This window comes from Streptomyces sp. NPDC044984 (genome assembly GCF_040646935.1).
Taxonomy (GTDB): Bacteria; Actinomycetota; Actinomycetes; order Streptomycetales; family Streptomycetaceae; genus Streptomyces.
This window is the reverse complement of sequence record NZ_JBEZBE010000050.1, coordinates 1-24,308: the sequence shown is the minus strand read 5'-3', so window position 1 is coordinate 24,308 and position 24,308 is coordinate 1. Positions and strand designations below refer to the sequence as shown.

General features: G+C 72.3%; 24 protein-coding genes. 12 read left to right on the top strand and 12 right to left on the bottom strand.

Annotated elements, in window-relative coordinates:
• Window positions 1–80 precede the first annotated feature (80 nt).
• The 3 genes from AB0A94_RS35045 to AB0A94_RS35035 all read left to right on the top strand — a co-directional run bounded on the left by AB0A94_RS35045 (window position 81) and on the right by AB0A94_RS35035 (window position 3,644).
• Entirely contained in the window at window positions 81–2,174 is a 2,094-nt protein-coding gene (locus AB0A94_RS35045; protein WP_361750558.1) for a trypsin-like peptidase domain-containing protein, read from the top strand.
• Window positions 2,175–2,300: 126 nt separating this feature from the next.
• Complete coding sequence (locus AB0A94_RS35040; protein WP_361750556.1) at window positions 2,301–2,741, top strand: sec-independent translocase; 441 nt, start codon at window positions 2,301–2,303, stop codon at window positions 2,739–2,741.
• 228 nt (window positions 2,742–2,969) lie between these two features.
• A complete protein-coding gene (locus AB0A94_RS35035; RefSeq protein ID WP_361750554.1) occupies window positions 2,970–3,644 on the top strand; it encodes a hypothetical protein in 675 nt (224 codons plus the stop codon).
• Between the two features lie 79 nt (window positions 3,645–3,723).
• Here the strand turns inward: AB0A94_RS35035 and AB0A94_RS35030 are convergent, their stop codons facing one another.
• The 3 genes from AB0A94_RS35030 to AB0A94_RS35020 are packed head-to-tail and all read right to left on the bottom strand — an operon-like array spanning window position 3,724 to window position 6,782.
• The gene (locus AB0A94_RS35030) at window positions 3,724–4,857 is read right to left on the bottom strand and encodes an Mrp/NBP35 family ATP-binding protein (protein ID WP_106412590.1); all 1,134 of its coding nucleotides are present in this window, start codon (window positions 4,855–4,857) and stop codon (window positions 3,724–3,726) included.
• Window positions 4,858–4,900: 43 nt separating this feature from the next.
• Window positions 4,901–5,509: a DUF1003 domain-containing protein gene (locus AB0A94_RS35025; RefSeq protein WP_361750552.1), complete on the bottom strand. Its 609-nt coding sequence runs from the start codon at window positions 5,507–5,509 to the stop codon at window positions 4,901–4,903.
• Window positions 5,499–6,782: a CBS domain-containing protein gene (locus AB0A94_RS35020; protein ID WP_361750550.1), complete on the bottom strand. Its 1,284-nt coding sequence runs from the start codon at window positions 6,780–6,782 to the stop codon at window positions 5,499–5,501. Before AB0A94_RS35020 ends, AB0A94_RS35025 begins: the two co-directional genes overlap by 11 nt.
• A gap of 213 nt (window positions 6,783–6,995) precedes the next feature.
• Between AB0A94_RS35020 and AB0A94_RS35015 the strand changes: the two genes are divergently transcribed.
• Window positions 6,996–7,751, top strand: a complete 756-nt coding sequence (locus AB0A94_RS35015; RefSeq protein ID WP_361750548.1) for a hypothetical protein — start codon at window positions 6,996–6,998, stop codon at window positions 7,749–7,751.
• On the opposite strand, the gene AB0A94_RS35010 is transcribed toward AB0A94_RS35015, so the two are convergent.
• Both AB0A94_RS35010 and AB0A94_RS35005 read right to left on the bottom strand, forming a co-directional pair.
• Window positions 7,748–8,263, bottom strand: a complete 516-nt coding sequence (locus tag AB0A94_RS35010) for a hypothetical protein (protein ID WP_361750546.1) — start codon at window positions 8,261–8,263, stop codon at window positions 7,748–7,750. The two genes, AB0A94_RS35015 and AB0A94_RS35010, sit on opposite strands and share 4 nt — an antisense overlap.
• Window positions 8,264–8,295: 32 nt before the next feature.
• Complete coding sequence (locus AB0A94_RS35005; protein ID WP_217129493.1) at window positions 8,296–9,417, bottom strand: magnesium and cobalt transport protein CorA; 1,122 nt, start codon at window positions 9,415–9,417, stop codon at window positions 8,296–8,298.
• A gap of 494 nt (window positions 9,418–9,911) precedes the next feature.
• Here AB0A94_RS35005 and AB0A94_RS35000 point away from each other — a divergent pair, with 494 nt between their 5' ends.
• The 4 genes from AB0A94_RS35000 to AB0A94_RS34985 all read left to right on the top strand — a co-directional run bounded on the left by AB0A94_RS35000 (window position 9,912) and on the right by AB0A94_RS34985 (window position 12,948).
• Window positions 9,912–10,496: a suppressor of fused domain protein gene (locus tag AB0A94_RS35000; protein ID WP_361750544.1), complete on the top strand. Its 585-nt coding sequence runs from the start codon at window positions 9,912–9,914 to the stop codon at window positions 10,494–10,496.
• A 156-nt stretch (window positions 10,497–10,652) separates the two neighbouring features.
• Complete coding sequence (locus AB0A94_RS34995; RefSeq protein WP_361750542.1) at window positions 10,653–11,294, top strand: DUF6758 family protein; 642 nt, start codon at window positions 10,653–10,655, stop codon at window positions 11,292–11,294.
• A 119-nt stretch (window positions 11,295–11,413) separates the two neighbouring features.
• On the top strand, window positions 11,414–12,271 hold the full coding sequence (locus AB0A94_RS34990; protein WP_361750540.1) for a PHP domain-containing protein: 858 nt from the start codon (window positions 11,414–11,416) through the stop codon (window positions 12,269–12,271).
• A 71-nt stretch (window positions 12,272–12,342) separates the two neighbouring features.
• On the top strand, window positions 12,343–12,948 hold the full coding sequence (locus AB0A94_RS34985; RefSeq protein ID WP_361750538.1) for a MarC family protein: 606 nt from the start codon (window positions 12,343–12,345) through the stop codon (window positions 12,946–12,948).
• Window positions 12,949–13,054: 106 nt separating this feature from the next.
• Here the strand turns inward: AB0A94_RS34985 and AB0A94_RS34980 are convergent, their stop codons facing one another.
• Window positions 13,055–13,207: a hypothetical protein gene (locus tag AB0A94_RS34980; RefSeq protein ID WP_106979586.1), complete on the bottom strand. Its 153-nt coding sequence runs from the start codon at window positions 13,205–13,207 to the stop codon at window positions 13,055–13,057.
• Window positions 13,208–13,427: 220 nt separating this feature from the next.
• Here AB0A94_RS34980 and AB0A94_RS34975 point away from each other — a divergent pair, with 220 nt between their 5' ends.
• On the top strand, window positions 13,428–14,330 hold the full coding sequence (locus tag AB0A94_RS34975) for an NYN domain-containing protein (protein WP_361750584.1): 903 nt from the start codon (window positions 13,428–13,430) through the stop codon (window positions 14,328–14,330).
• 6 nt (window positions 14,331–14,336) lie between these two features.
• Here the strand turns inward: AB0A94_RS34975 and AB0A94_RS34970 are convergent, their stop codons facing one another.
• Window positions 14,337–15,218 (bottom strand): alpha/beta hydrolase, encoded by an 882-nt coding sequence (locus AB0A94_RS34970; RefSeq protein ID WP_361750536.1) that lies wholly within the window; start codon window positions 15,216–15,218, stop codon window positions 14,337–14,339.
• 76 nt (window positions 15,219–15,294) lie between these two features.
• Window positions 15,295–17,787 (bottom strand): DEAD/DEAH box helicase, encoded by a 2,493-nt coding sequence (locus tag AB0A94_RS34965; protein ID WP_361750534.1) that lies wholly within the window; start codon window positions 17,785–17,787, stop codon window positions 15,295–15,297.
• Between the two features lie 480 nt (window positions 17,788–18,267).
• Between AB0A94_RS34965 and AB0A94_RS34960 the strand changes: the two genes are divergently transcribed.
• Window positions 18,268–19,023: a ferritin-like domain-containing protein gene (locus AB0A94_RS34960; protein ID WP_030834591.1), complete on the top strand. Its 756-nt coding sequence runs from the start codon at window positions 18,268–18,270 to the stop codon at window positions 19,021–19,023.
• A 277-nt stretch (window positions 19,024–19,300) separates the two neighbouring features.
• Here the strand turns inward: AB0A94_RS34960 and AB0A94_RS34955 are convergent, their stop codons facing one another.
• The 4 genes from AB0A94_RS34955 to AB0A94_RS34940 form a co-directional block, all read right to left on the bottom strand.
• Window positions 19,301–19,570 carry a hypothetical protein gene (locus tag AB0A94_RS34955; RefSeq protein ID WP_361750531.1) on the bottom strand — a complete coding sequence of 90 codons (270 nt, stop codon included), beginning with the start codon at window positions 19,568–19,570 and terminating at the stop codon, window positions 19,301–19,303.
• 176 nt (window positions 19,571–19,746) lie between these two features.
• Window positions 19,747–19,974 carry a DUF3107 domain-containing protein gene (locus AB0A94_RS34950; RefSeq protein ID WP_019522837.1) on the bottom strand — a complete coding sequence of 76 codons (228 nt, stop codon included), beginning with the start codon at window positions 19,972–19,974 and terminating at the stop codon, window positions 19,747–19,749.
• Between the two features lie 154 nt (window positions 19,975–20,128).
• Window positions 20,129–20,773, bottom strand: coding sequence for a TetR/AcrR family transcriptional regulator (locus AB0A94_RS34945; RefSeq protein ID WP_085574399.1), 645 nt, complete (start codon window positions 20,771–20,773; stop codon window positions 20,129–20,131).
• Window positions 20,774–20,972: 199 nt separating this feature from the next.
• Complete coding sequence (locus AB0A94_RS34940) at window positions 20,973–21,200, bottom strand: hypothetical protein (RefSeq protein ID WP_361750529.1); 228 nt, start codon at window positions 21,198–21,200, stop codon at window positions 20,973–20,975.
• A 254-nt stretch (window positions 21,201–21,454) separates the two neighbouring features.
• On the opposite strand from AB0A94_RS34940, the gene AB0A94_RS34935 reads away from it, so the two are divergent.
• Both AB0A94_RS34935 and AB0A94_RS34930 read left to right on the top strand, forming a co-directional pair.
• A complete protein-coding gene (locus tag AB0A94_RS34935) occupies window positions 21,455–22,510 on the top strand; it encodes an alpha/beta hydrolase (RefSeq protein WP_361750527.1) in 1,056 nt (351 codons plus the stop codon).
• Window positions 22,511–22,518: 8 nt separating this feature from the next.
• Complete coding sequence (locus tag AB0A94_RS34930; protein WP_361750525.1) at window positions 22,519–24,117, top strand: DUF3152 domain-containing protein; 1,599 nt, start codon at window positions 22,519–22,521, stop codon at window positions 24,115–24,117.
• The last annotated feature ends 191 nt before the right edge of the window (window positions 24,118–24,308 follow it).

Genomic DNA, 24,308 nt, shown 5'->3' with positions numbered 1-24,308 from the left:
CCCAGGCCCAGCCGGGTGCCGAGCCAGTAGTTTCGCGGCCGCCGCCGTCGCGCGGTGCCGTGTCCAGCCGTGGGGAGAGCATGAACGAGGGGAAGCCGGGCCCACCGGGGGAGGAGTCGACCACGCGTCCCGAGGGGCACGACGGCGACTTCGAACTGGCCCGCCCGGACCGCGAGCCGGCCGCCGCGGGCGACGACCACCGGGGCGACTACGAACTGGACCGCCCCCTGCGGCCCGAGGACTCCGAGGGCCGGCCTCTCGAGCCCGCCCCCGGAGCCCCCGAGCCGGTGGCCTCCGACGCACCGGCCCCGGCGCTCGGTGCCGCTGCCGCCGGGGCCGATGTCCCCGGCGAGCCCGTCGGGGGCGTGTCCTCGGCCGTTCCGGCCCCCGGCGCCTCCCTCACGGGGGCCGCCACCTCCGTCGAGTCCGCGTCCCCGGCCGTCCCGTCCCCCGGCGCGTCCGGCGCCTCCGTCGGATCCCCGTCCCCGGCCGTCCCCGCCCCCGCGGTCTCCGACCCGCCGCCGGTGGCCTTCGGGCCCCCCGTCGCCGAGCAGCAGAGGCCCCTGCACGACCCCGACCCCTACAGCACCCCGCCGTACGGCGAACCGGGCCCCTGGGCACCCGCCCCGCCCGTACAGCACCCGGCGGCGACACCCGCGCACGGCATGGCGCTCGCGGCCCCTCCCGCGGCCCCGGACGCGGCGTCCCACGTCGGCCCCGTACCGCAGGGCGCACCCCCGGCACCCCCCTCGGGTCCGGGCACCGCACCGCAGGGCACGCCCGCACCGCAGGACGCGCCCCCGGCGCCCCCCTCGGACCTGGGCACGGCGTCGTACGGCACCCCCGCACCGCACAGCGCCCCCGCCGTGACGGACAGGGCGCCGCACGGTGTTCCCACGGCGTCCGTCATCCCCGCGCAAGCGCACCCGGACACCCAGGTGCCCCCGGCCCAGGGTGCCCCGGCCGCCGACCCCTGGGGGCGTTACGACCCCTGGGCGGCTGCCGCCGCTGCCGCGCCGTTGCAGCAGGCCGGGCCCACCGTGGTCAGTGAGAAGCAGAAGCGCCGACGGGCCCGGCGGGTGCTCGTCGGCGCCGCACTGCTGCTCGCGCTCGTGTCCGGCGGCATCGGCGGGATCGTCGGCACGTATCTGGAGCGCAACGGCGGCGTGGGCACCGTGGAGCTGCCGCAGGCCGACAAGGAGGCGTCGGGACGCGCCCCCGGCAGCGTCGCCGGGATCGCCGCACAGGCACTGCCCAGCGTCGTCACCCTGCACGTCAGCGGCGCCGGCGAGGCCGGCACCGGCACCGGCTTCGTGCTCGACGCGCGCGGCCACATCCTCACCAACGACCACGTCGTCGAACCCGCCGGGGACGACGGCGAGATCACCGTCACCTTCCACAGCGGCGACACCGCCGAAGCCACCGTCGTGGGCCGGGACAGCGGCTACGACCTCGCCGTCGTGAAGGTGAAGGGCGTCAGCGGACTCACCCCCCTGCCGCTCGGCAACTCCGACAACGTGCGGGTCGGTGACCCCGTCGTCGCCATCGGCGCCCCCTTCGACCTGGCCGGCACCGTCACCTCCGGCATCATCAGCGCCAGGGAGCGGCCCATCACCGCCGGCGGCGACAAGGGCGACGGCAGCGACGTGTCGTACGTCGACGCCCTGCAGACCGACGCGCCGATCAACCCGGGCAACTCCGGTGGCCCCCTGCTCGACGCCGAGGCCCGGGTGATCGGCATCAACTCGGCCATCCGCTCCGCCGACGGCGGAGCCGACCCCGACGCCGGTCAGTCCGGCTCCATAGGGCTCGGCTTCGCCATCCCCATCAACCAGGGCAAGCGCGTCGCCGAGGAACTGATCAACACCGGGAAGGCCAGCCACCCGGTGATCGGCATCACCCTCGACATGGAGTACGGCGGTGACGGCGCCCGCGTCGCGGAGAAGGGCAGCGACGGCGGACCCCCGGTCAGCACCGGCGGTCCCGGCGACCGGGCCGGGATCAAGGCCGGCGACGTCATCACGGAGGTCGACGGCCGGCGCGTCCACTCCGGCGAGGAACTCATCGTCAAGACCCGCGCCCACCGCCCCGGCGACCGCCTCGAGCTCACCCTCCAGCGGGACGGCGACGAGCGGACGGTCACCCTGACGCTCGGTTCCTCGGAGGGCGACTGAGGCGGATGAGCCCCGGGACGGTACCGGACGCACGGGGTGGCCGGGTACCGTGGACCCGGCCCGGACCACGGAAGACCGCAGGCCGCCCCGAGGACCGAGGACCGAAGGCATCGCGAGGAGCTTCAGGTGTTCAATGACATAGGACCGCTCGAGCTGGTGACGCTCATCGTCCTCGCCGTGCTCGTCTTCGGTCCGGACAAGCTCCCCAAGGTCATCCAGGACGTGACGCGCACGATCCGGAAGATCCGGGACTTCTCGGAGAACGCCAAGCAGGACATCCGGCAGGAGCTCGGCCCGGAGTTCAAGGACTTCGAGTTCGAGGACCTCAACCCCAAGACGTTCATCCGCAAGCAGCTGGACAACGACGACCTGGGGCTCAAGGAGATCCGTAACGGCTTCGACCTGAAGAAGGAGATGGCGGAGGTCACGGACGCCGTCCACGGCCGCGACACCGACTCCTCCCCGTCGTCCGCCTCCGGCTCGGCCGACGGCCGCGTGGACATGACCAAGAAGCCCGTGACACCGGCGGCCGACGACCGCCCGCCCTTCGACGCGGACGCCACCTGAGCCGGGCGCGTGGGAGCGTGCGCCCCCGCGCGTACGTGACGCGTTTCATACTCCACCCGGGCCGCGCACGACCTGATCAGGGCGTCCGTGCGGCCCACGCGCCGGGCGGTTTTCCAGCCTGTGGCGTCAAGGTGGCTATGCTGCCGAGTTGTTGTGCGGAACGGACGAGTACGCCCGAAGGGGGGCGGGCCGCCCGGTCCGACGAGAGCTGAGGAGGCGTCCGGGCACATGGAGACGACGAGTCGGGCAGTCGCGCAGGCGCCGGCCACGGAGGACGGACAGCACGTCCCCTCCGTCCGGCGTACGGTCGACGGCTACCTGCGTGCGCCCTTCCCCTGGTACGGCCTCGACGAGGCCTTCACGGGACCGCGCTGGCTGATGCAGGTCGGACTGGCGGCCGACGGAGCCGTCGCGCACGGATCGCTCGGGCACGGCGACGAGCCCTCGGTGCGCAGCGAGTACACGGCCGGGAGCGACCAGGAGACCAAGGAGAGGTTCGCGGTCGTGGTGACCGTGGCCGCCACCCCGGTGCGCCGCAGCGCCGACGGCACCGGTCTGCTGGAGGCCACCTCGGTCTCCTCCGCCGCCTGGCTCGCCGGGGTGGGGCTGCTGTCCTTCACCTGGCCCGGCCAGATGGACCACTCCCTGCGCGACGACTGGCTGGACCAGCAGACGGAGACGGCCTGGGTCCTCGCGGACGATCTGGAGGGCGAGGACTGGTCGACGCTGTCCCTGCCCGTGGACGGGGTGCCGACGCCGTTCCACTACCGGGAGTCCGAGTTCGGCTGGGTGCTCGCGGGCTCCACGCAGGAGGGCGTGCACGTGGGCGCGTACGGCAGGGGCATGAGCGCGTACGGCCTCGGCTTCGCCGTGGTGAAGAACATCGCCGCGTACGACGCCTGAGCGGGTACGCGGAGACGCTTGAGCGGGTACGCGGAGGGGCGCCGTCCACACCGGACGGCGCCCCTCCGCATGGAAACCCTCAGAACTTGTTGCGTGGGGTGATCCCCAGGGACATGCCCGACAGGCCCCGCTGCCGCCCGCCGAGCTTGCCGGCGATCGAGCGGAGCGCCGAGCCCGCCGGGGAGTCCGGGTCGGACAGCACCACGGGCTTGCCCTCGTCGCCGCCCTCGCGCAGCCGGACGTCGATCGGGATGGCGCCGAGCACCGGCACGTTCGCACCGGTCGTGCGGGTCAGGCCGTCGGCGACCGTCTGGCCGCCGCCCGTGCCGAAGACGTCGACCATCTCGCCGCAGTGCGGGCAGGGCAGGCCGGACATGTTCTCGACCACGCCGACGATCTTCTGGTGCGTCTGCACGGCGATGGACCCCGCCCGCTCGGCCACCTCGGCCGCCGCCTGCTGGGGCGTGGTGACGACGAGGATCTCGGCGTTCGGCACCAGCTGGGCCACGGAGATCGCGATGTCGCCGGTGCCGGGCGGCAGGTCCAGGAGGAGCACGTCCAGGTCGCCCCAGTACACGTCCGCCAGGAACTGCTGGAGCGCGCGGTGCAGCATCGGGCCGCGCCACACCACCGGGGCGTTGCCCGGGGTGAACATGCCGATGGAGATGACCTTCACGCCGTGCGCAGACGGCGGCATGATCATGTTCTCCACCTGGGTGGGGCGTCCGTCGGCGCCCAGCATGCGCGGCACCGAGTGGCCGTAGATGTCGGCGTCCACGACACCGACCTTCAGGCCGTCGGCCGCCATCGCCGCCGCCAGGTTCACCGTCACCGACGACTTGCCGACGCCGCCCTTGCCGGAGGCGACCGCGTAGACCCGGGTCAGGCTGCCCGGCTTGGCAAAGGGCACCTCGCGCTCGGTCTGGCCGCCGCGCAGGGCGCTGGCCAGCTCCTTGCGCTGCTCGTCGCTCATGACGTCCAGCGTCACGTCGACCCGGGTGACGCCCTCGACCCGGGAGACCGCGTCGGTCACGCGCTGCGTGATGGTGTCCCGCATGGGACAGCCGGAAACCGTCAGGTACACGGTGACCGCGACCGCACCGTCCGCACCGATCTCCACCGATTTGACCATCCCGAGCTCGGTGATGGGCCGGTTGATCTCGGGGTCGTTCACCGTCGCCAGTGCCTCGCGCACCGCGTCTTCCGTAGCCATAGAGACGATGGTACGGCGCGGGGTACACCCGCCGGTAAGGATGTCAGCGGTCGTCTGCGTCACGTCCCGGCGGGTGTTCCGCCCGCATCGCCGGGAAGGACCCGTGATGGTCCTTGTGCCCGTTCTGGCGCCCCTCCAGCTCCTTGACCAGGTCCTGGAGCTCCGAGCGGATCCAGTCCCGGGTGGCCACCTCCCCGAGCCCGATCCGCAGGGCGGCGATCTCCCGGGTCAGGTACTCGGTGTCCGCGATCGACCGCTCGTTCTGCTTGCGGTCCTGCTCCAGGTTGACCCGGTCCCGGTCGTCCTGCCTGTTCTGCGCGAGCAGGATCAGCGGGGCGGCGTAAGAGGCCTGCAGGGACAGCATCAGGGTCAGGAAGATGAACGGGTACTCGTCGAAGCGCAGCTCCTTCGGCGCGGACACGTTCCACACCACCCACAGGATGATGACGAACGTCATCCAGACGATGAACCGCCCGGTGCCCAGGAACCGGGCGACGCTCTCCGAGAGCCGCCCGAAGGCCTCCGGGTCCCACTCGGGCAGGATGCGGCGCCGGGGAGGGCGCGGCTGGTCCAGACGGGGCGTGCGCGGCCGTCCGGCGGCCGTGGCGCCCGCCGGCATGCGCTCGCGCACGCCGTCGCGCTCAGGAGCCATCGGTCACCACCCCCTCGTCGAGGTGGAACTCGGTCTCCCGCCAGTCCTCGGGCAGCATGTGGTCCAGTACGTCGTCCACCGTCACCGCGCCCAGCAGCGACCCCGTCTCGTCGACCACGGGCGCCGCCACCATGTCGTAGGTGGCGAAGAACCCGGCGACCACGGGCAGCGCCGCGTCCGGGTCCAGGGGCTGGAGGTCGTCGTCCAGGATCGAGCCGACCAGCGTGTACGGGGGGTCGCGCAGCAGGCGCTGGAAGTGGACCGTGCCCAGGTACTTGCCGGTGGGTGTCTCCTCGGGCGGACGGCAGACGTAGACCTGCGCGGCGTGCGCGGGGGAGAGGTCCGGCTCGCGGATCCGGGCGAGGGCGTCCGCGACGGTGGCATCGGGTCGCAGCACGATCGGCTCGGTCGTCATCAGACCGCCCGCCGTGTGCTCCTCGTACGACATCAGGCGCCGCATGTCGGCGGCGTCGTCGGGCTGCATCAGGCTCAGCAGCCGCTCCTTGTCCGCCTCGGGCAGTTCGCCGAGCAGGTCGGCCGCGTCGTCGGGGTCCATGGCCTCCAGGACGTCGGCGGCGCGCTCCTCCTTCAGCTTGCCGAGGATCTCGATCTGGTCGTCCTCGGGCAGTTCCTCCAGCACGTCGGCGAGCCGGTCGTCGTCGAGGGCGGCGGCCACCTCCGCGCGCCGCTTGGGGGAGAGGTGGTGCAGGACGTTGGCGAGGTCGGCGGGGCGCAGCTGTTCGAAGGTGGCGAGGAGATTCTCGGCGCCCTGCCCCTGCTCCTCCAGGGAGAACCCGGTGACCGCGGACCATTCGACGGTCAGCGCCTCGCCCTTGCCGCGCCGGAACGCGCCGCCCTTCTTCCCCTTGCGCACGAACACCCGGTCGATCTCCCACTCGCGGCGGGCCGGCAGCTGATGCACCGACAGGTCGAGGACGGTGACCTCCTCCCCGCTCTCCACGAGCGTCACCCGCCGGTCGAGCAGCTCACCGAAGACGAGCCGCTCGGTGGGCCGCTGCTCGAAGCGCCGCACGTTGAGCACCCCGGTCGTGATGACCTGGCCGGACTGCACGGCGGTCACCCGGTTCATGGGCAGGAAGATGCGGCGGCGGGTGGAGAGTTCGACCACCAGGCCGAGCAGCCGCGGCGGACGCCGGCCGGGCCGCAGGATGACGACCAGATCGCGCACGCGCCCCACCTGGTCGCCGGCCGGATCGAAGACGGCGACGCCGGAGACGTGCGAGACGAAGAACCGGGGGGCGCCCCCTGCCATGGCCGCCACTCCTTTCCGTGCGGGTGTTTCGTCGCGGGTACCGCCTGCTGTGCTTCTTTTCCGAATTGCCCGCTCGGGTGGGCTTCAGGCTAGCCCGTACCGATCGGCCGTGCGCCGGCGGCCGGTCCGGACGGACTGGCTCCGTCCCGTCCACCCGGCCCCGGTACCCTGCGGTACGCCGTTCAGGTCCCCCGTAAGAGAGGCAGCCCACCTGTGATTCCGATCTACCGGGGCCGTTCCCGCAGGGCCGCGCTGGCCGGCGCCGTGTGCGCGCTGCTCGTGACGGGGACGGCGCTCACGGGATGCTCCGAGGACCCGAACGAGGGCACCAACGGTGTCGGCAGACTGTCCGCCGACCAGATCCGGAGCAGATCCCAGAAGGCCGCCGAGTCGGTCGGCGCCGTACGGCTGCACGGCACCGTGGTCACCAGCGGACGCACGTACACGCTGGACATGCGGCTGAAGGAGCAGGGCGGCATCGGCTCGGTCACCACCGAGGGGGAGACGTTTCGCCTGCTGCGGGTCGACGACGAGCTGTACCTGAAGGCCGGCGCCGAGTTCTGGGGCCAGGGGGACGGCGAGAAGGACGGCGGGGCGGACGGCGGGGCGGCGGCCGACAAGCTCGCCGAGAAGTATGTGAAGGTGCCGCAGGGCGATCCGTCGTACAAGAAGTTCATCGGCTTCACGGACAAGGACGTCCTCCTCGGCGGCCTGCTGACCCTGCACGGCGAGCTGGCCACGGACGGCCACCACGAGCAGTCGGGCGTACGCACCATCCGCGTCACCGGCGACGAGGGCTCCGGCGGCACCCTGGACGTCTCGCTGGAGGGCAAGCCGTACCCGGTGCGCCTGGTGCGGGCCGGGAAGGCGGGCACCCTCACGTTCTCGTCCTGGGGCACCGACTTCGCGCTGGAGGAACCGGCCGAGGACGAGACCCTCGACTACGGCAAGCAGCTCCCCGCTTCCTAGCGCTGCCGCCGCTTCCGCTTCAGCAGCAGCCGGGGCAGTCCCGCCGGGGCGGGGCGCCGGGTCGTCACCGGCGTCGGCAGCGGGGCCTCGGCCAGGGAGCCGTCGGGGAGCGGGGCCGTCGCCCCGGTCGGCTCCAGGCGCAGGACCCGGCACTCGCGGGCCCAACGCCCGGTCATCGCCTCGCCGTCGGGCGCGTTGAGCCGCTTGCCCTTGAGCTCGGCGACCGCCGCCGTCCACTCCTCGGAACCGGACGGCAGCTCGACGACCGTCGCCGTCCAGGAGACCAGCCGGCCGCCCTTGTCCTTGCTGCGGACCGTCACCTCGGCGGACACGCCGTCGGCCAGCCCCGGCAGCGGCTGCTCCCCGGGCCCGTCGCCGACCACGCACGCGGCACCCTCGTGCCACACGTGCCACAGCGCGCGGGCCGCGGCGCCGGGCACCTTGACCCAGACGAGGCCTGACTTCTTCGTGGCCTCCTCGATGAGGGCCCGGTCGAGCAGCGCACTTGTCATGGGCCCAGCCTATCCAGGCGCTCCCGGGGTGCTCAGAGCCAGCCGTTGCGCTTCAGCGTCCGGTGGATGCCCAGGCAGAGGGCCACCGTGATCCCCAGGACCAGCGGGTAGCCGTACTTCCACCGCAGTTCGGGCATGTGGTCGAAGTTCATCCCGTACACCCCGCACACCATCGTCGGCACGGCGATGATCGCGGCCCACGAGGTGATCTTCCGCATGTCCTCGTTCTGCGCCACGGAAGCCTGGGCGAGGTTGGCCTGGAGGATGGAGTTCAGCAGTTCGTCGAAGCCGATGACCTGCTCCTGCACCCGGGCCAGGTGGTCGGCCACGTCCCGGAAGTACTTCTGGATGTCCGGGTCGACCAGCCGCATCGGCCGCTCGCTCAGCAGCTGCATCGGCCGCAGCAGCGGGGACACGGCCCGCTTGAACTCCAGCACCTCGCGCTTGAGCTGGTAGATCCGTCCGGCGTCGGTGCCGCGCGGGGTGCCCTTGCGGCCCGGCGAGAAGACCTCCGTCTCGACCTCGTCGATGTCGTCCTGCACCGCGTCGGCCACCGCGATGTAGCCGTCCACCACGTGGTCGGCGATGGCGTGCAGCACGGCCGAGGGCCCTTTGGCCAGCAGTTCGGGGTCGTCCTGGAGGCGGTGCCGCAGGGCCCGCAGGGAGCCCTGCCCGCCGTGCCGGACGGTGATGAAGAAGTCCCGGCCGGTGAAGCACATCACCTCACCGGTCTCGACGACCTCGCTGCTGGCGGAGAGTTCGTCGTGGTCGACGTAGTGGACGGTCTTGAAGACCGTGAACAGCGAATCGTCGTAGCGCTCCAGCTTGGGCCGCTGATGGGCCTGGACGGCGTCCTCCACGGCCAGCGGGTGCAGCCCGAACTCCCGGGCGATACCGGCGAATTCGGCCTCGTTCGGCTCGTGCAGGCCGATCCACACGAAGCCGCCGTCGCGGCGCACCAGCCGCATCGCCTCGTGCGGGGTGAGCGGGCCGCCCTCGGTCACCAGGCGGCGGCCGTCGCGGTAGACGGCGCAGTCGACGACGGCGGTGGTCGTCGCGGGGTCACGGGTGGCGTCGTACGGGCCGCTCTCCTTGCGCAGCGAGACGCGGGAGGAGGGACGGACCACGGCGCGCAGGTCGCGGATCATCGACATGGCGGGCTCCTTCGCATACATGCAACGAAAGGCGCCGGAACGACGGGTGGAACAACCCGGAATGAGGACGTCCTGGACTGCGGATGTTTGGCGCGTCCACAAAGCGGGGAGCACCGCACCGTCGCGGTGGCGGGCTTCGTCGCTGATACAGCTACTGGGGCAGATCAGGCAGAACGAAACAAAGTGCTCTTCCGATGAAGACGCGCGGACGAAAGGCGGGAGCCAGACAGGAGCAGCTGCATCAGCGGGCGGAAGAGCGGGTGCTACTGCACGGTCGACTTCGGTCCATGCCAGCCCCACCTCCTCCGGCCGGTCCCCCGTGAGGGACGATCCACGATCCCCTTGGGGATTCCCCCTGGACGGGGGGCGTCACACAGGCGTTCGGGACGATCGGACGCTTCTGCGTGCTGCCCGAACCACCGGCCAAGCGTATCAGCCGACTTCCGTGTCAAGGCTCTGCTTTGCCCGGTGCTGACGAGTTCTATGCTCGCCGCATGGCTGATGTTCTTCCTCTGGTCGAGGCCCGGTTGCGTACGGCGCTGGGCGAACCGGACGCCCGGGCGGCGGTCACCTTCCTGGGCACGGACCGCATCGAGGTGCTGCGCTTCCACGAGGGCGACATCGTGCGCTACGCCACCCTCGGCATGTCCGCGCAGCCCATGAACGACCCCACGGCGGTGATCGCGGACCCGGTCAGGGGTCCTCGTGTCGAGCTCGTGCTGTCCGTCCGCGGCGGTGTCGCGGACACCGACAAGGTGCTCCGTCCGCTCGCCGTGCTGGCCGCGTCCCCGCAGGTCGAGGGCGTGGTCGTAGCTCCCGGTGCTTCGCTGGACGTGGGGGGACCGCTGTGGCCCGGCGCCCCGTTCACCTCGGTGCTGGTCGCCGAGCCGGGCGGCCTGGTGGAGGACTTGGAGCTCGACGGGCCCCTGGACCCCGTACGGTTCCTGCCGCTGTTGCCGATGACCCCGAACGAGGCGGCCTGGAAGCGGGTGCACGGCGCCCAGGCCCTCCAGGAGCGCTGGCTGAACCAGGGCACGGACCTGCGGGATCCGTCCCGGAAATCCGTCCCGTTGGCCTGACACCAGTGGCTCGAACTCATCGCTTGACGGGTGGTCCGTGGTGCGGCCACCGGAGCGAACGGTCACCCGCGGCCGCCCGTTCGTTCCGGAAGACGCGTGCGCCGGCCGGGTGATCGTCCTTGACGTGGCGCGGCAGGGGTAGGACCGTGGGGCCCTATGAGGGGCGAACCCAGTTGCCCGAAGTGTGGTGGCCGGGTCAGGGCTCCCGGCCTTTTCTCGGATGCCTGGCAATGCGACGTGCACGGCACCGTGCACCCGCTGCAGCCGGTGATACCGCCGAGCGTCGAGGCCCTCGAAGTCGTCGTGCACCGCACGAAGGTGCCGGTGTGGATGCCGTGGCCGCTGCCGGTGGGCTGGCTGTTCACGGGCGTGGCCAGCGCGGGCGACGACCGCGGCGGGGGCCGGGCGACGGCCGTCGCGTGCACCGGGCCGGGACCGCTCGGCGGCATGGGTGAGCTCATCCTGGTCGCCGAGGAACTCGGCGTGGGCCTCGGCGCGCGGTACGCGGGCGTCGACGGCCCGGACCCGGGGCCGTACATGAACATCGAGAAGCCACCCCAGGCCAAGGTGCTGGCGGCCGGCCGCCCGACCCCGCTCTGGCACGTCGCCAAGACGCCGGACGACCGCGCCGTCTTCGCGGGCGAGGCGCTCGGGATGTGGCTGTGGGCGGTGGTGTGGCCGGAGCAGTCCGGGATGCTGATGTACGACGAGCTGGTCCTCGCCGACCTGCGGGACGTGGGGGCCGAGGTGGAGCTGGTGCCCTGTGGCGCGCTCTCACCGCGCCTGCTGGAGGTGTAGACGCCGCACAGCGGGCCGGTAGGGGGCGTACGGCGGGTTCGGGTGTGACAGGGGACGTGTGAAAATCCGGTTATCCTGGGGCGTCCCCGTCCGTCCGTCACCGCTTGGAGTCATGCGTCGTGCGTATCGATCTGCACACCCACTCCACCGCGTCCGACGGTACGGACACGCCGGCCGAGCTGGTCCGCAAGGCGGCCGCCGCCGGTCTCGACGTCATCGCGCTGACCGACCACGACACCACCCGCGGGTACGCCGAGGCGCTCGCCGCGCTCCCGCCGGGACTCACGCTGGTCCCCGGAGCGGAACTCTCCTGCCGGCTCGACGGCATCAGCATGCACATGCTGGCCTACCTCTTCGACCCCGAGGAGCCCGCGCTGCTCGCCGAGCGTGAGCTGGTCCGGGACGACCGGGTGCCGCGGGCCCAGGGCATGATCGCCAAGCTGAACGCGCTGGGCGTGCCGGTCACCTGGGAGCAGGTCGCGCGGATCGCCGGCGACGGCTCGGTGGGCCGCCCCCACGTGGCCAGCGCACTCGTCGAGCTGGGCGTCGTGCCCACCGTGAGCGACGCCTTCACCCAGGAGTGGCTGGCCGACGGCGGCCGGGCCCACATGGAGAAGCACGAGACCGATCCCTTCGAGGCCCTGCGGCTGATCAAGAACGCGGGCGGGGTCGCCGTCTTCGCGCACCCCGCCGCGAGCAAGCGGGGCAGGACGGTGCCGGAGTCCGCGATCGCCGAGCTGGCCGCGGCCGGCCTCGACGGCCTCGAGGTCGACCACATGGACCACGGCCCGGAGACGCGGGCGCGGCTGCGCGGCCTCGCGAGGGAACTGGGGATCCTGGTGACCGGCTCCAGCGACTACCACGGCAGCCGCAAGACCTGCGTCCTCGGCGAGTTCATGACGGACCCCGAGGTGTACGGCGAGATCACGCGGCGGGCGACCGGGGCGTTCCCGGTGCCGGGGACCGGCGGAGTCTGAGGCTTCTCCCCCTCCTTCCCGCACCTTTTCCTCTCCGCACCTTTCTCCATCCGTTCCTCAGCAAGGCTGTCATGCTCGACGTCGCCGTCTTCGGCTCTCTCTTCCTGACCCTTTTTGTCATCATGGATCCCCCCGGGATCACTCCGATCTTCCTCGCCCTGACCGCGGGCCGGCCCGCGAAGATGCAGAAGCGGATGGCCTTCCAGGCCGTCTGTGTGGCCGGTGGCGTGATCACCGTGTTCGGGCTGCTCGGCCACCAGATCCTCGACTACCTGCACGTGTCGGTGCCCGCGCTGATGATCGCGGGCGGACTGCTGCTCCTGCTGATCGCGCTGGACCTGCTCACCGGCAAGACCGACGAGCCCAAGCAGACCAAGGACGTCAACGTCGCGCTGGTCCCGCTGGGCATGCCGTTGCTGGCGGGGCCGGGTGCGATCGTGTCGGTCATCCTCGCCGTGCAGAAGGCCGACGGCGTCACCGGGCAGGTCTCGGTGTGGTCGGCGATCCTCGCCATCCACGTCGTGCTATGGCTGGTGATGCGGTACTCGCTGCTGATCATCCGGGTCATCAAGGACGGCGGCGTGGTGCTGGTGACGCGCCTGGCCGGCATGATGCTCTCCGCGATCGCCGTGCAGCAGATCATCAACGGCGTCACCCAGGTGATCCGGGGCGGCTGACCCGGCGCCGGACGCGCGGAGCCCCCGTACCGGTGACGGTACGGGGGCTCCGGGGCGTACGTGCGCGAGGACCGGCCCGTGTGGCCGGTCCTCCGCGTGCCGCGCGTTATGAGGCCGGTGTGTCGGCCGGGCGGATCCACAGGCGCTGTCCGATGGCGGCGGCCTGCTGAACGATGCGGTTGACGGAGGCGGCGTCCACGACGGTGGTGTCCACGGGCGTGCCGTCGACGTCGTCGAGTCGCATGATTTCGAAGCGCAAGGGGCTTCTCCCTTCGTCTGGTCATCCTCCTGAAGGAGAACTACTCGGTGGGTGGCCCACGGGCCGCTCGGGCCCCTGTTCCATGACGGGTCCAACGCCCTGCGCGATGCAAACATTCCCTACGCTAAGGAAATTTTTCGATCGACTAAATACTGACCGGTAAGGGTTTCGAAGGAGACCGACCGGGACCGGTTGTGTTCGTAGCGTGACCACCGGGACAATGGAGGTGATGAACGAAGACCTCGCGGCGCTGCACGCCCGTATCGACCGCACCAACGAGCTGCTCCAGCGCATGCTCGCCGAGGTGGCGAAGACGCCCTCGACGCACGCCATCTTCGTCGACGCGGGCTATCTGTACGCCGCCGCGGGACGGCTCGTGGCCGGGACGGAGGACCGCCGGGCCTTCGACCTCGACGCCGAGGGACTCATCGACGCGCTCATCGACCGCGCCCGCACCGTCTTCGCGGACAGCAGGCTGCTGCGGGTCTACTGGTACGACGGGGCCAGACGCCGCATCCACACCGCCGAGCAGCAGTCCATCGCCGAGCTCCCGGACGTCAAGGTCCGCCTCGGCAACCTCAACGCCAACAACCAGCAGAAGGGCGTCGACTCCCTGATCCGCAGCGACCTGGAGTCACTGGCCCGGCACCGCGCCATCAGCGACGCGGCCCTGCTCGGCGGCGACGAGGACCTCGTCTCGGCGGTCGAGGCGGCCCAGGGGTACGGCGCCCGGGTCCACCTCTGGGGCATCGAGGCGCCCGAGGGCCGCAACCAGGCAGAGCCGCTGCTCTGGGAGGTCGACAGCCAGCGCACGCTCGACCTGGACTTCTTCAAGCCGTACGTCTCCCGGCGCACGGCACCGGCGTACGAGCCCGCGACGGGCCGGCCCGCCCGCGAGGACGTCCGGTTCGTCGGCGCGCAGATCGCCGCGAAGTGGCTGGCCGCGCGGGGCAGGGACACGCTGGTGGAACTGCTTCCCGGCCATCCTTACTTGCCCGGATCCGTCGACCAGGACCTGCTGGTGGAGGCGGAGGGGCTGCTGCAGTACTCCCTGCGCGGCCAGGCGGACCTGCGGCGCGTCCTGCGCGACGGCTTCTGGGACCACTTGCAGGCGCAGTACTGAGCAGTGCTAAGGGGCGGACGCGAGCCCGTCCCAGAAGTCGGCGAGGGCGCGGGCGGTCGGTGCGGGACGGTCGGCGGCGGGCGAGTGCTCGGCCCCGTCGACGACGGTGCGGTGCGCCGCGAGGCGGAGGGCCATCCCGTCGAGGTCCGGCACCGGCCAGGTGTCGTCGCGTGCCCCCGACAGGACGTGGAACGGCAGCGGTACGGCGGCCAGTTCCGCGACCCGGTCCGGTTCCGTGCACAACTGCCTTCCGGTGGCCAGCAGCTGCGCGGGACTGGTGCCCAGCCAGCGGCGCCGCAGGTGCTCCTGACCGACGGGCCCGCGCGCGGGCCCGCCCATCTCCTCGGGCGGGCCCATGGCCAGGATCGCCTCCCAGCACTCCGCCATCGACATCACCGCGAGCGCGTCCCGCAGCAGTTTCACGCGCTGCTCCTGGGAGACGGAGATCCGCGCGGGGCCGGAGGAGACCAGGGTGAGCGAGCGGAAGGGGGAGTGGTCGAGGAGGACGGCGGCACGGGCTATCTGGCCGCCGAGCGAGTGCCCGACGAGGTGCACGGGCGCACCGATCGCGTTCGCCTGTGCGAGGACGTCACGCGCCAACTCGTCCTGTTCGTAGGCGGATTCGTCGTCGGCGGGCCCGTCCGACTCGTACTGGCCCCGCCCGTCCACGGCGACGGTGCGGTATCCGCGCGCGGCGAGCGGCTCGTGCACCAGCGTGAAGTCCTCCTTGCTGCCGGTGTATCCGGGCAGCAGCAGCGCGACCCCCCGCGCCGTGACTCCGGCGGCCGGTGGCACGTCCACGACGGCGAACTCGCCGCGTGCGGTACGGAGTCGGTGGGCGTGGGTGTGGGCGCCGGGGGGCGGGGCGGAGGGGGAGTGGCTGGTCACGGGGTGAGGGTAGCGGGTGCGGACACGCCGACGGCCCGGCCCCGCGGGTGGGGGACCGGGCCGTCGGTTCGTTGCGTCAGCCCTCCGCGGACTCCGCGGCGGCTGCCGTCCTGCGGGTCCGCCGGGGCTTGGCCTCCGGCTCCGGCTCGGCCACGGCCACGGCCTTGCGGGTGCGGCGGGGCTTGGTCTCCGCCTCGTCCGCGGCCTGTGCCGGAATTTCGGCGACCTTGCGGGTCCGACGCCGGGGCTTGGCCTCGGCGGCCTCCGCGGTGTCGACGGCGGTCTCGGTCTTCTTGGCCGCGGCCTTGCGCGTACGGCGCGGCTTGGTCTCCTCGACCGTTTCGGCCTCCGGAACCGCCTGCGCCGGAATCCCGACGGCGACGGCCGGCTCCGACTCGGCGACCTTGCGGGTCCGACGGCGAGGCTTGGCCTCGGCGGCTTCCGCGGTGTCGACGGCGGTCTCGGTCTTCTTGGCGGCGGTCTTGCGGGTGCGGCGGGGCTTGGTCTCGGTCACCTCGGTGGCCTCGGCCGGTTCGGTGGTGCCTTCGGCGGTGTCGACGGCGGTCTCCGCCTTCTTGGCCGCGGTCTTGCGCGTACGGCGCGGCTTGACCTCCTCGACCGCCTCGGTGCCTGCCTCGACCGCGTCGACGGCGGTCTCGGTCTTCTTGGCGGCGGTCTTGCGGGTGCGGCGGGGCTTGGTCTCCGTCGCCTCGGTGGCCTCGGCCGGTTCGGTGGTGCCTTCGGCGGTGTCGACGGCGGTCTCCGCCTTCTTGGCCGCGGTCTTGCGCGTACGGCGCGGCTTGACCTCCTCGACCGCCTCGGTGGTCGCCTCCGCCGTGTCCACCACCGCGGTGTCCGCGGTCCTGCGGGTGCGGCGACGGCGCGGTTCGGCGGCCGGAGCCTCGGGCTCCGTGATGACCGGAGCCTGCGTGATGACCGGGGTTTCCGAGGCAACCGGGGGCGCCTCGGCCACCGTGGTCTCCTCGGCCACCGGGGTGACCACGGCGGCTGCCGTGTCCGCCGCGCCCCGGCGCGTCCGGCGGCGGCGCGGCTTCGCGGGAGCCTCGGCGGCCTCCGCCGCCGTCCCCTCCGCCGTGTCGACGGCGGACTCCGCCGCCTCCACCGCGGTCGTCGCCCCGGCCGGGACTCCGCTGCGCGTACGGCGGCGGCGGCGCGGGGTGCGGGCGACCGCGTCGGTCTCCGCCTCGCCGGCGCCTTCGGCGGCCGGGTTCACGGGCTGCTGCGCCGCCTCGTCCAGCACCGCACCGCCGCGCGTACGGCGACGGCGGCGCGGCGTACGGGCCGAGGTCTCGTGTTCCGCGGAACGGGAGCCGTCGCGCCCGACCCGGCCACCGCGCCCGCGCGGTCCACGCCCGCCCGGCTCGCCCAGGTCCTCCAGCTCCTCCGCGTCCAGCCCGGCGCGCGTACGCTCCGAGCGCGGCAGGACGCCCTTGGTGCCCTCGGGAATGCCGAGGTCGGAGAACAGGTGCGGGGAGGTGGAGTACGTCTCCGCCGGGTCGCCCAAGCCCAGGTCCAGCGCCTTGTTGATCAGCTGCCAGCGCGGGATGTCGTCCCAGTCGACCAGCGTGATCGCCGTACCCTTCGCCCCCGCGCGGCCGGTGCGGCCGATGCGGTGCAGATACGTCTTCTCGTCCTCGGGGGACTGGTAGTTGATGACGTGTGTCACGCCCTCGACGTCGATGCCGCGGGCGGCGACGTCGGTGCAGACGAGCACGTCCACCTTGCCGTTGCGGAACGCGCGCAGCGCCTGCTCGCGGGCGCCCTGGCCGAGGTCGCCGTGGACCGCGCCGGAGGCGAAGCCGCGCTGCTTGAGCTGGTCGGCGAGGTCGGCGGCGGTGCGCTTGGTGCGGCAGAAGACCATGGCCAGGCCGCGGCCGTCGGCCTGCAGCATCCGCGCGACCATCTCGGGCTTGTCCATGTTGTGCGCGCGGTAGACGAACTGCGTGGTGTTCGCGACCGTCGCGCCCTCGTCGTCCGGCGCGGTGGCGCGGATGTGCGTCGGCTGCGACATGTAGCGCCGGGCCAGACCGATCACCGCGCCCGGCATGGTGGCCGAGAACAGCATGGTCTGGCGCTTGACCGGAAGGAAGTTGATGATCTTCTCGACGTCGGGGAGGAAGCCGAGGTCGAGCATCTCGTCGGCCTCGTCGAGGACGAGGGCCTTCACGTGCTTGAGGTCGAGCTTCTTCTGCCCGGCGAGGTCGAGCAGCCGGCCCGGGGTGCCGACGACCACGTCGACGCCCTTCTTCAGCGCCTCGACCTGCGGCTCGTAGGCCCGGCCGCCGTAGATCGCGGTGACCCGCACATTGCGCACCTTGCCGGCGGTGAGCAGGTCGTTGGTGACCTGCGTGCACAGCTCGCGCGTGGGGACGACGACCAGCGCCTGCGGCGCGTCGGTGAGGTCCTCGGGCTTCGCGCGCCCGGCCTCGACGTCCGCGGGGACGGTGACACGCTCGATGAGCGGCAGACCGAAGCCGAGCGTCTTGCCGGTGCCGGTCTTGGCCTGGCCGATGACGTCCGTGCCCGACAGGGCCACGGGGAGCGTCATCTCCTGGATGGGGAAGGGGGTGATGATGCCGACGGCCTCCAGGGCCTCGGCGGTCTCGGGGAGGATTCCGAGCTCTCGGAACGTCGTAGTCAGGGTGCTGCCTCTTCTGTGTGCGCGGTGCGAGGCGAGCGCGGGGGTCGTGCAGAAACCGTGCCGGGGACGTCGGCTGCCTTACGGGCGATGCCGTAGGGCACGGGACCACTGCCGACGCTCGAGCGCTCGTACCGCTGAGGGTTCCCCTCCGGAATCCGCACGCAGTGTGGCGTACGGCAAGGAGGGCTGTCGGGTCGGAGCCGATCGGGCCTCCGACCGGGCATCCTCATACATGCGGCCTGTCGAGTACGTCAGAGTGCTCAGCAGGCGCATTACCACCATACCCCGGATTCGCGCACACGCCATGGCCGATTTGGTCACGTAGTCGTCGTCACACTGATCGGCCAGGACCTTCCGGGGCGTGACAAGCGGGCTATTGTGCGCTTCATGACGAGCTCTGACAAGCCTGACAACGCCGCGGACACCCCCGACACCTCCGCCGGGCCCACCGGCGTCGCCGCCATGGACTGGGCGGCCGCCTCCGCCGACCCCCAGTACCGTGCCGCTGTCGTGGACCTGCTCGGCGCGCTCGCGTACGGCGAGCTGGCGGCGTTCGAGCGGCTCGCGGAGGACGCCAAGCTGGCGCCCACGCTGGCGGACAAGGCGGAGCTGGCGAAGATGGCGTCGGCCGAGTTCCACCACTTCGAGCGGCTGCGCGACCGGCTCGCCGGGATCGGCGAGGAGCCGACGCTCGCAATGGAGCCATTCGTCGCCGCGTACGACGGCTTCCACAAGCAGACGGCGCCCTCCGACTGGCTGGAGGGGCTGGTCAAGGCGTACGTCGGCGACTCCATCGCCAGCGACTTCTACCGCGAGGTCGCGGCCCGCCTGGACTCCGACACCCGCGCCCTGGTGCTGGCCGTGCTCGACGACACCGGCCATGGCGGCTTCGCCGTCGAGAAGGTGCGCGCCGCGATCGACGCGGACCCGCGCGTGGGCGGGCGGCTCGCGCTGTGGGCGCGGCGGCTGATGGGCGAGGCGCTGTCGCAGTCCCAGCGGGTCGTCGCCGACCGGGACGCGCTGTCGACCATGCTCGTGGGCGGCGTCGCGGACGGGTTCGACCTCGCCGAGGTCGGCAGGATGTTCTCCCGGATCACCGAGGCCCACACCAAGCGCATGGCGGCACTGGGGCTGGCGGCGTAGGCCCGCCTGACGGCGCGGCCGCGAAGGGGGCTGGGCATACGGGGGCGCGGGGAACTGCGCGAACGGGGGTCCGGGGGCAGAGCCCCCGGGGAAGGGGCGGCGGGGCGAGAGAACGTTCAGCCGCCCGGGTGACGCGCGGCGCCACGGTCAAGCCGAGCGGGTTCCGGTGCCGCCGTGCACCGCAGTGCCGGGGCCCGCGAGTCAGGCAGGGGCCGAACGACGCCTCTGGGCGCCGCACCCGGCCGGTTTCACCCCCGCCGCCACCAACGGCGACCGGTCAGGCGGTCGCCGACCGGCGGCGCAGTCTTCCCGCCGGGCGCAGCAGCAGCGACAGGGACGCCACGGACACGATCACCGCGCCGAGCAGGATCGTCAGCAGGTTGCCGGCGTCCAGCGCGGTGCTCATGAGGAAGGCGCCGAACAGCGCTCCGGCCACACCGGTCGGCAGGACCAGGGCGCGGTCGGGGAGGCGATGCGGCAGGCGGCGGGCGGCCGCCCACGCCAGAGCCAGGCCGAGGATCGCGGAGCTGAGCGCTTCCAAGAGCATGTCGGGGTCCCTCCCACATGGCCGGCCTGCTCACATCGGTCGTAGCCCGTCTTACCCCTGACCTGCGGAATCCAACCCTCCCTGTGGAGGATCTGTGCGCCGTCCGTGCACATGCGAAGGGCCCGGCGGTCTCGAACCGCCGGGCCCTTCCACGACCACTCGACTGCCGGTCGCGCCTACAGCGCGCCGAAGCCCACCTTGCGCGGGGCCGGCTCACCGATCTCGACGTAGGCGAGACGGTCGGCCGGGACCAGGATCTTGCGGCCGTGCTCGTCCACGAGGCTCAGCAGCTGCGACTTCCCGGCCAGCGCCTCGGCCACCACGCGCTCGACCTCCTCGGCGCTCTGACCGCTCTCCAGAACGATCTCGCGGGGCGCGTGCTGCACGCCGATCTTGACCTCCACGGCTATGTCCCTCCGACGGTCAGTGAAGTGCGCGACCTTCCGCGCCGTACCAGCACACATTAGCCCGGTGAGGGGACGTACACGCTGCGCCCGGCAACGCCAGGAGCGAACAGCCGGCGGGAACAAAACAGCCGCCGGCGCCCGCCCGCCTTCCTCAGTGGTGCTGTTCGTTGCCGTGCAACGGGAATCCCGCGATGCCCCGCCAGGCCAGCGAGGCCAGCAGCTGCACCGCCTGGTCGCGCGGCACGCTGCGGTCGCTGTGCAGCCAGGAACGCGCCACCACCTGGGCGAGACCGCCGAGCCCCGAGGCGAGCAGCATCGACTCCGCCCGCGACAGCCCGGTGTCCTCGGCGATCACGTCGCAGATCGCCTCCGCGCACTCGTTGGTCACCTTGTCGACGCGCTCGCGCACGGCGGGCTCGTTCGTCAGGTCCGACTCGAAGACCAGGCGGAAGGCGCCGCCGTCGTCCTCGACGTACGTGAAGTAGGCGTCCATGGTCGCCCGCACGCGCTGCTTGTTGTCCGACGTCGACGCCAGCGCGTGGCGCACCGACTGGATCAGGGCCTCACAATGCTGGTCCAGCAGGGCGAGATACAGATCGAGCTTGCCCGGGAAGTGCTGGTAGAGCACCGGCTTGCTGACGCCCGCGCGCTCGGCGATGTCGTCCATCGCGGCCGCGTGGTAACCCTGCGCGACGAAGACCTCCTGGGCGGCGCCCAGCAGCTGGTTCCGTCGGGCACGGCGTGGCAGGCGTGTACCCCTCGGGCGTACCGCGTCTGTCTGCTCGATGGCTGTCACGCCGCCTCCCATTGTCGTCCACGTGCGGTGTGAGCCGCGCCGCCATCGTACTTTTCGGTAATCGTGGTGTGCGCGGTGAGAGCGCAGAATTTCACGTACCGGACGACGGTGAAAGCCATACGGACGGTTTCAAAAGCTGTCAGAGCGGGCAAGAAGTTTCCTCCTCACTGCTCGGCGACGGTCCTCGCCGGTGCGCTCGTCACCGGTAGTCGTCCTCGTCGAGGGAGACGATCCTGGCCTGTTCCATCAGGTCCGCCTCGCTGGCGCGGTCGGGGTCGATGCCGGTCATCGGGTCGTCGCGGTCCGGCTTCACCTCCGCGTGCTGCTCGGCCGCGTCGACCTCGGGCGCCTCGACGTCGAACTCCTCGTTCTCGAGGGCGTCCTCGTCCTCCACGAACGTCTCGGGGTCGGTCGGATCTACGGCCATGCCGGGCTCCCTTCCTGCGAACGTCTGCTGCGAACGTCCCTGAAGACTGCGAAGACCGCAGGGACGGTGTGCGGGTGCCCTCCCTACGAGCCTAGGAGACACCCGATTCGGACGCTATGCGATCCGCGACCGGGGTGTGACGGGGAGCGCACGCCGGGCTCCGCCCCCCGGGGCGGTCCTGAGCGCCACCTCTCGTGGCGGCCTGTGACGGCGAACACACGAACCACTGCGTGATCGTCTCGTAACATTGCCGCATGTCTTCGACCGAGCTGCCGTCCGTGCCGCCCGCAAACATGCTTCCCAAGGTGGCGGCGGTCAGGGTCGCGGAGGGCGAGCGGCTCAGCTCGGTGGAGCTGCCCGGGGTCACGCTGTCGGTGCGGTCGCGGCCACCCGCGCGGGAGGGGCTGCCGTCCGCCCTCTACGTCCACGGACTCGGCGGTTCCTCGCTGAACTGGTCGGCGCTCATGCCGCTGCTGGACGACGTCGTCGACAGTGAGGCCGTCGACCTGCCGGGCTTCGGCGACTCCCCGCCCCCGGACGACGGCGACTACTCCATCACCGCGCACGCACGCGCGGTGATCCGTTATCTCGACGCGACCGGCCGCGGCCCGGTGCACCTCTTCGGCAACTCGCTCGGCGGCGCGGTCGCGACCCGGGTCGCCGCCGTACGCCCCGACCTCGTCCGCACCCTCACGCTCGTGTCACCGGCCCTGCCGGAGCTGCGGGTGCAGCGCACCGCCGTCCCCACGGGACTGCTGGCGGTGCCCGGGGTCGCGCCGCTGTTCACCCGAATCACCCGCGAGTGGACGGCGGAACAGCGCGTCCGGGGCGTGATGCAGCTCTGCTACGGCGATCCCGCGCGGGTGTCGCCGGAAGGGTTCCGCAACGCCGTGCAGGAGATGGAGCGGCGGCTGCGACTGCCGTACTTCTGGGACGCGATGGCGCGCTCCGCGCGCGGGCTCGTCAGCGCCTATCTGCTGGGTGGCCAGCAGGGGCTGTGGCGCCAGGCCGAGCGGGTGCTCGCGCCGACCCTGCTCGTCTACGGCGGCCGGGACCAGCTCGTCGGCTTCCGCATGGCCCAGCGGTCGGCGCGCGCCTTCCGGAACTGCCGGCTGGTGACGATTCCGGACGCGGGGCATGTCGCGATGATGGAGTACCCCGGGACGGTGGCCCTCGCCTTCCGCGAACTCCTCGCGGGTACAACGGATTCGGCGGATCAGGGGGATACTGGTGAGCCGGGCGCGCAGGGCGCTCCGGGTCCACCCGCCGGCACCGGTGGGGGTACCACCGCCGAGAACACGAGGGGCTGAGGCGCGACGTGGGACGCCACAGCCGCCGTGGACCCGCCCCGAAGGGCGGCACCGCGGACAAGAGCGCCGTACGGGACGGCCGTCCGGCGCCGGGCGGTTCGTCCGGGGCCGGGCAGGCGGGCAGGGCGCGGGCGTCCGGCCCGGGCCCGCGCAGGACGCCCGCGCCCCCGCCGCAACAGGGGTCCGTGGGGGGACCCCAGGGGTACGGGGCCCCTCCGGCGTACGGAACGGCGGGATACGGGACACCGGCCGGCGGAGTGCCGCGCCTCCCGGACGGAACGCCCGCGCACGGCGTTCCGCGCCTGCCGGACGGATGGCTCCCGGACGGAACGCCCGCACATGGCGTACCGCGCCTGCCGGACGGAACCCCGGCGCACGGCTTTCCCCGGCTGCCGGACGGGACCCCCGCGCAGGGGGTTCCCCGGCTGCCCGACGGAACTCCTGCCCAGGGCGTTCCCCAGGCTCGTGGTGGGCATCCCGAGCAGCGGGAACCCGGGGGCGGCTGGGGAACGCTGGACGGTCGTACGGCGGCCGGGGCCGGGTACGGCATGCCGGCGGGGCAGGGTGCGCCCTTCCCGCGACAGCGGCAGGCGCCTCCCGGAGGGCCGCGCCAGGACTACCTCGACGCCTTCGGTGAGGACACCGACCTCTTCTCCCCCCGCGCGTCCGCCTCCGCGCCCCGCCCGCCGGGCCCCGCGGACCCCTATGCCGCCGTCACCGACTGGAGCGCGGCCCCGGCCACCGGCATCCCCGCCGACCCCGACGACGACGCGCCGCCGACCGGAGAGCCCGCACCGGCCAGGGGCGGCAAGGGACGGGCGTTCACCGGGATCGCGGCCGCCGCCGTCACCACCGTGCTGGCCGTCGTCGTGGCCGGGCAGGTCACCGACGAACGCGACGGCACCGGCGTACGGGCGCAGGCCGTCGACGAGCAGGCGCGCGACGTCAGAGACTCCGCCTCGCGCGGGGACGACCGGGAGACGCCCTCCGTACCCAGCGCCGAACCGCTGACGTACGAGCAGAAGATGGACAAGAAGTACCCGCTGAGCGCCGCGCGCGGGGGCACGGGGAAGTTCGACGCGATCCCCGGCATCGACAAGGCTCCGGGCAAGGGCCAGAAGGTCACCTACCGCGTGGACGTGGAGCAGGGGCTCGGCCTCGACGGCGAACTCTTCGCCGAAGCGGTCCAGAAGACGCTCAACGACAACCGCAGCTGGGCGCACAACGGCGCGCGCACCTTCGAGCGAGTCCACTCCGGCGAGGTCGATTTCGTGATCACCCTCGCCGGTCCGGACACGACCGCCGACTGGTGCGCCAAGTCCGGCCTGGACACCACCGTGGACAACGTCTCCTGCGACTCGGCGGCCACCGAGCGCGTGATGATCAACGCCGACCGCTGGGCGCGGGGAGCGGACACCTACGGCGACAAGATGCACGCCTATCGCCAGATGCTGATCAACCACGAGATCGGCCACCGTCTGGGCTACAACCACGTCACCTGTGACAAGGACGGCGACCTGGCCCCGGTGATGCAGCAGCAGACCAAGTTCCTCGACCACGACGGAATCAGCTGCCGCCCGAACGCGTGGCCGTACCCGAAGAGTTGACCGCCCGCCGACCGTCCGTCGAGCGTCCGCCGATCACGGACTGATCGCCCAGCACGGCGAAACGCGTCCCGTGCGGGAAAGTTACGCCCGTTCACCCCTTTTGGTGGCGCGATGGACTCGCCCATGTGCCCGTAGACCAGGCGGAAGTTGGCGGGGAGGTCCAGCCGCTTGGCCAGCACGCTGTCGCCGCC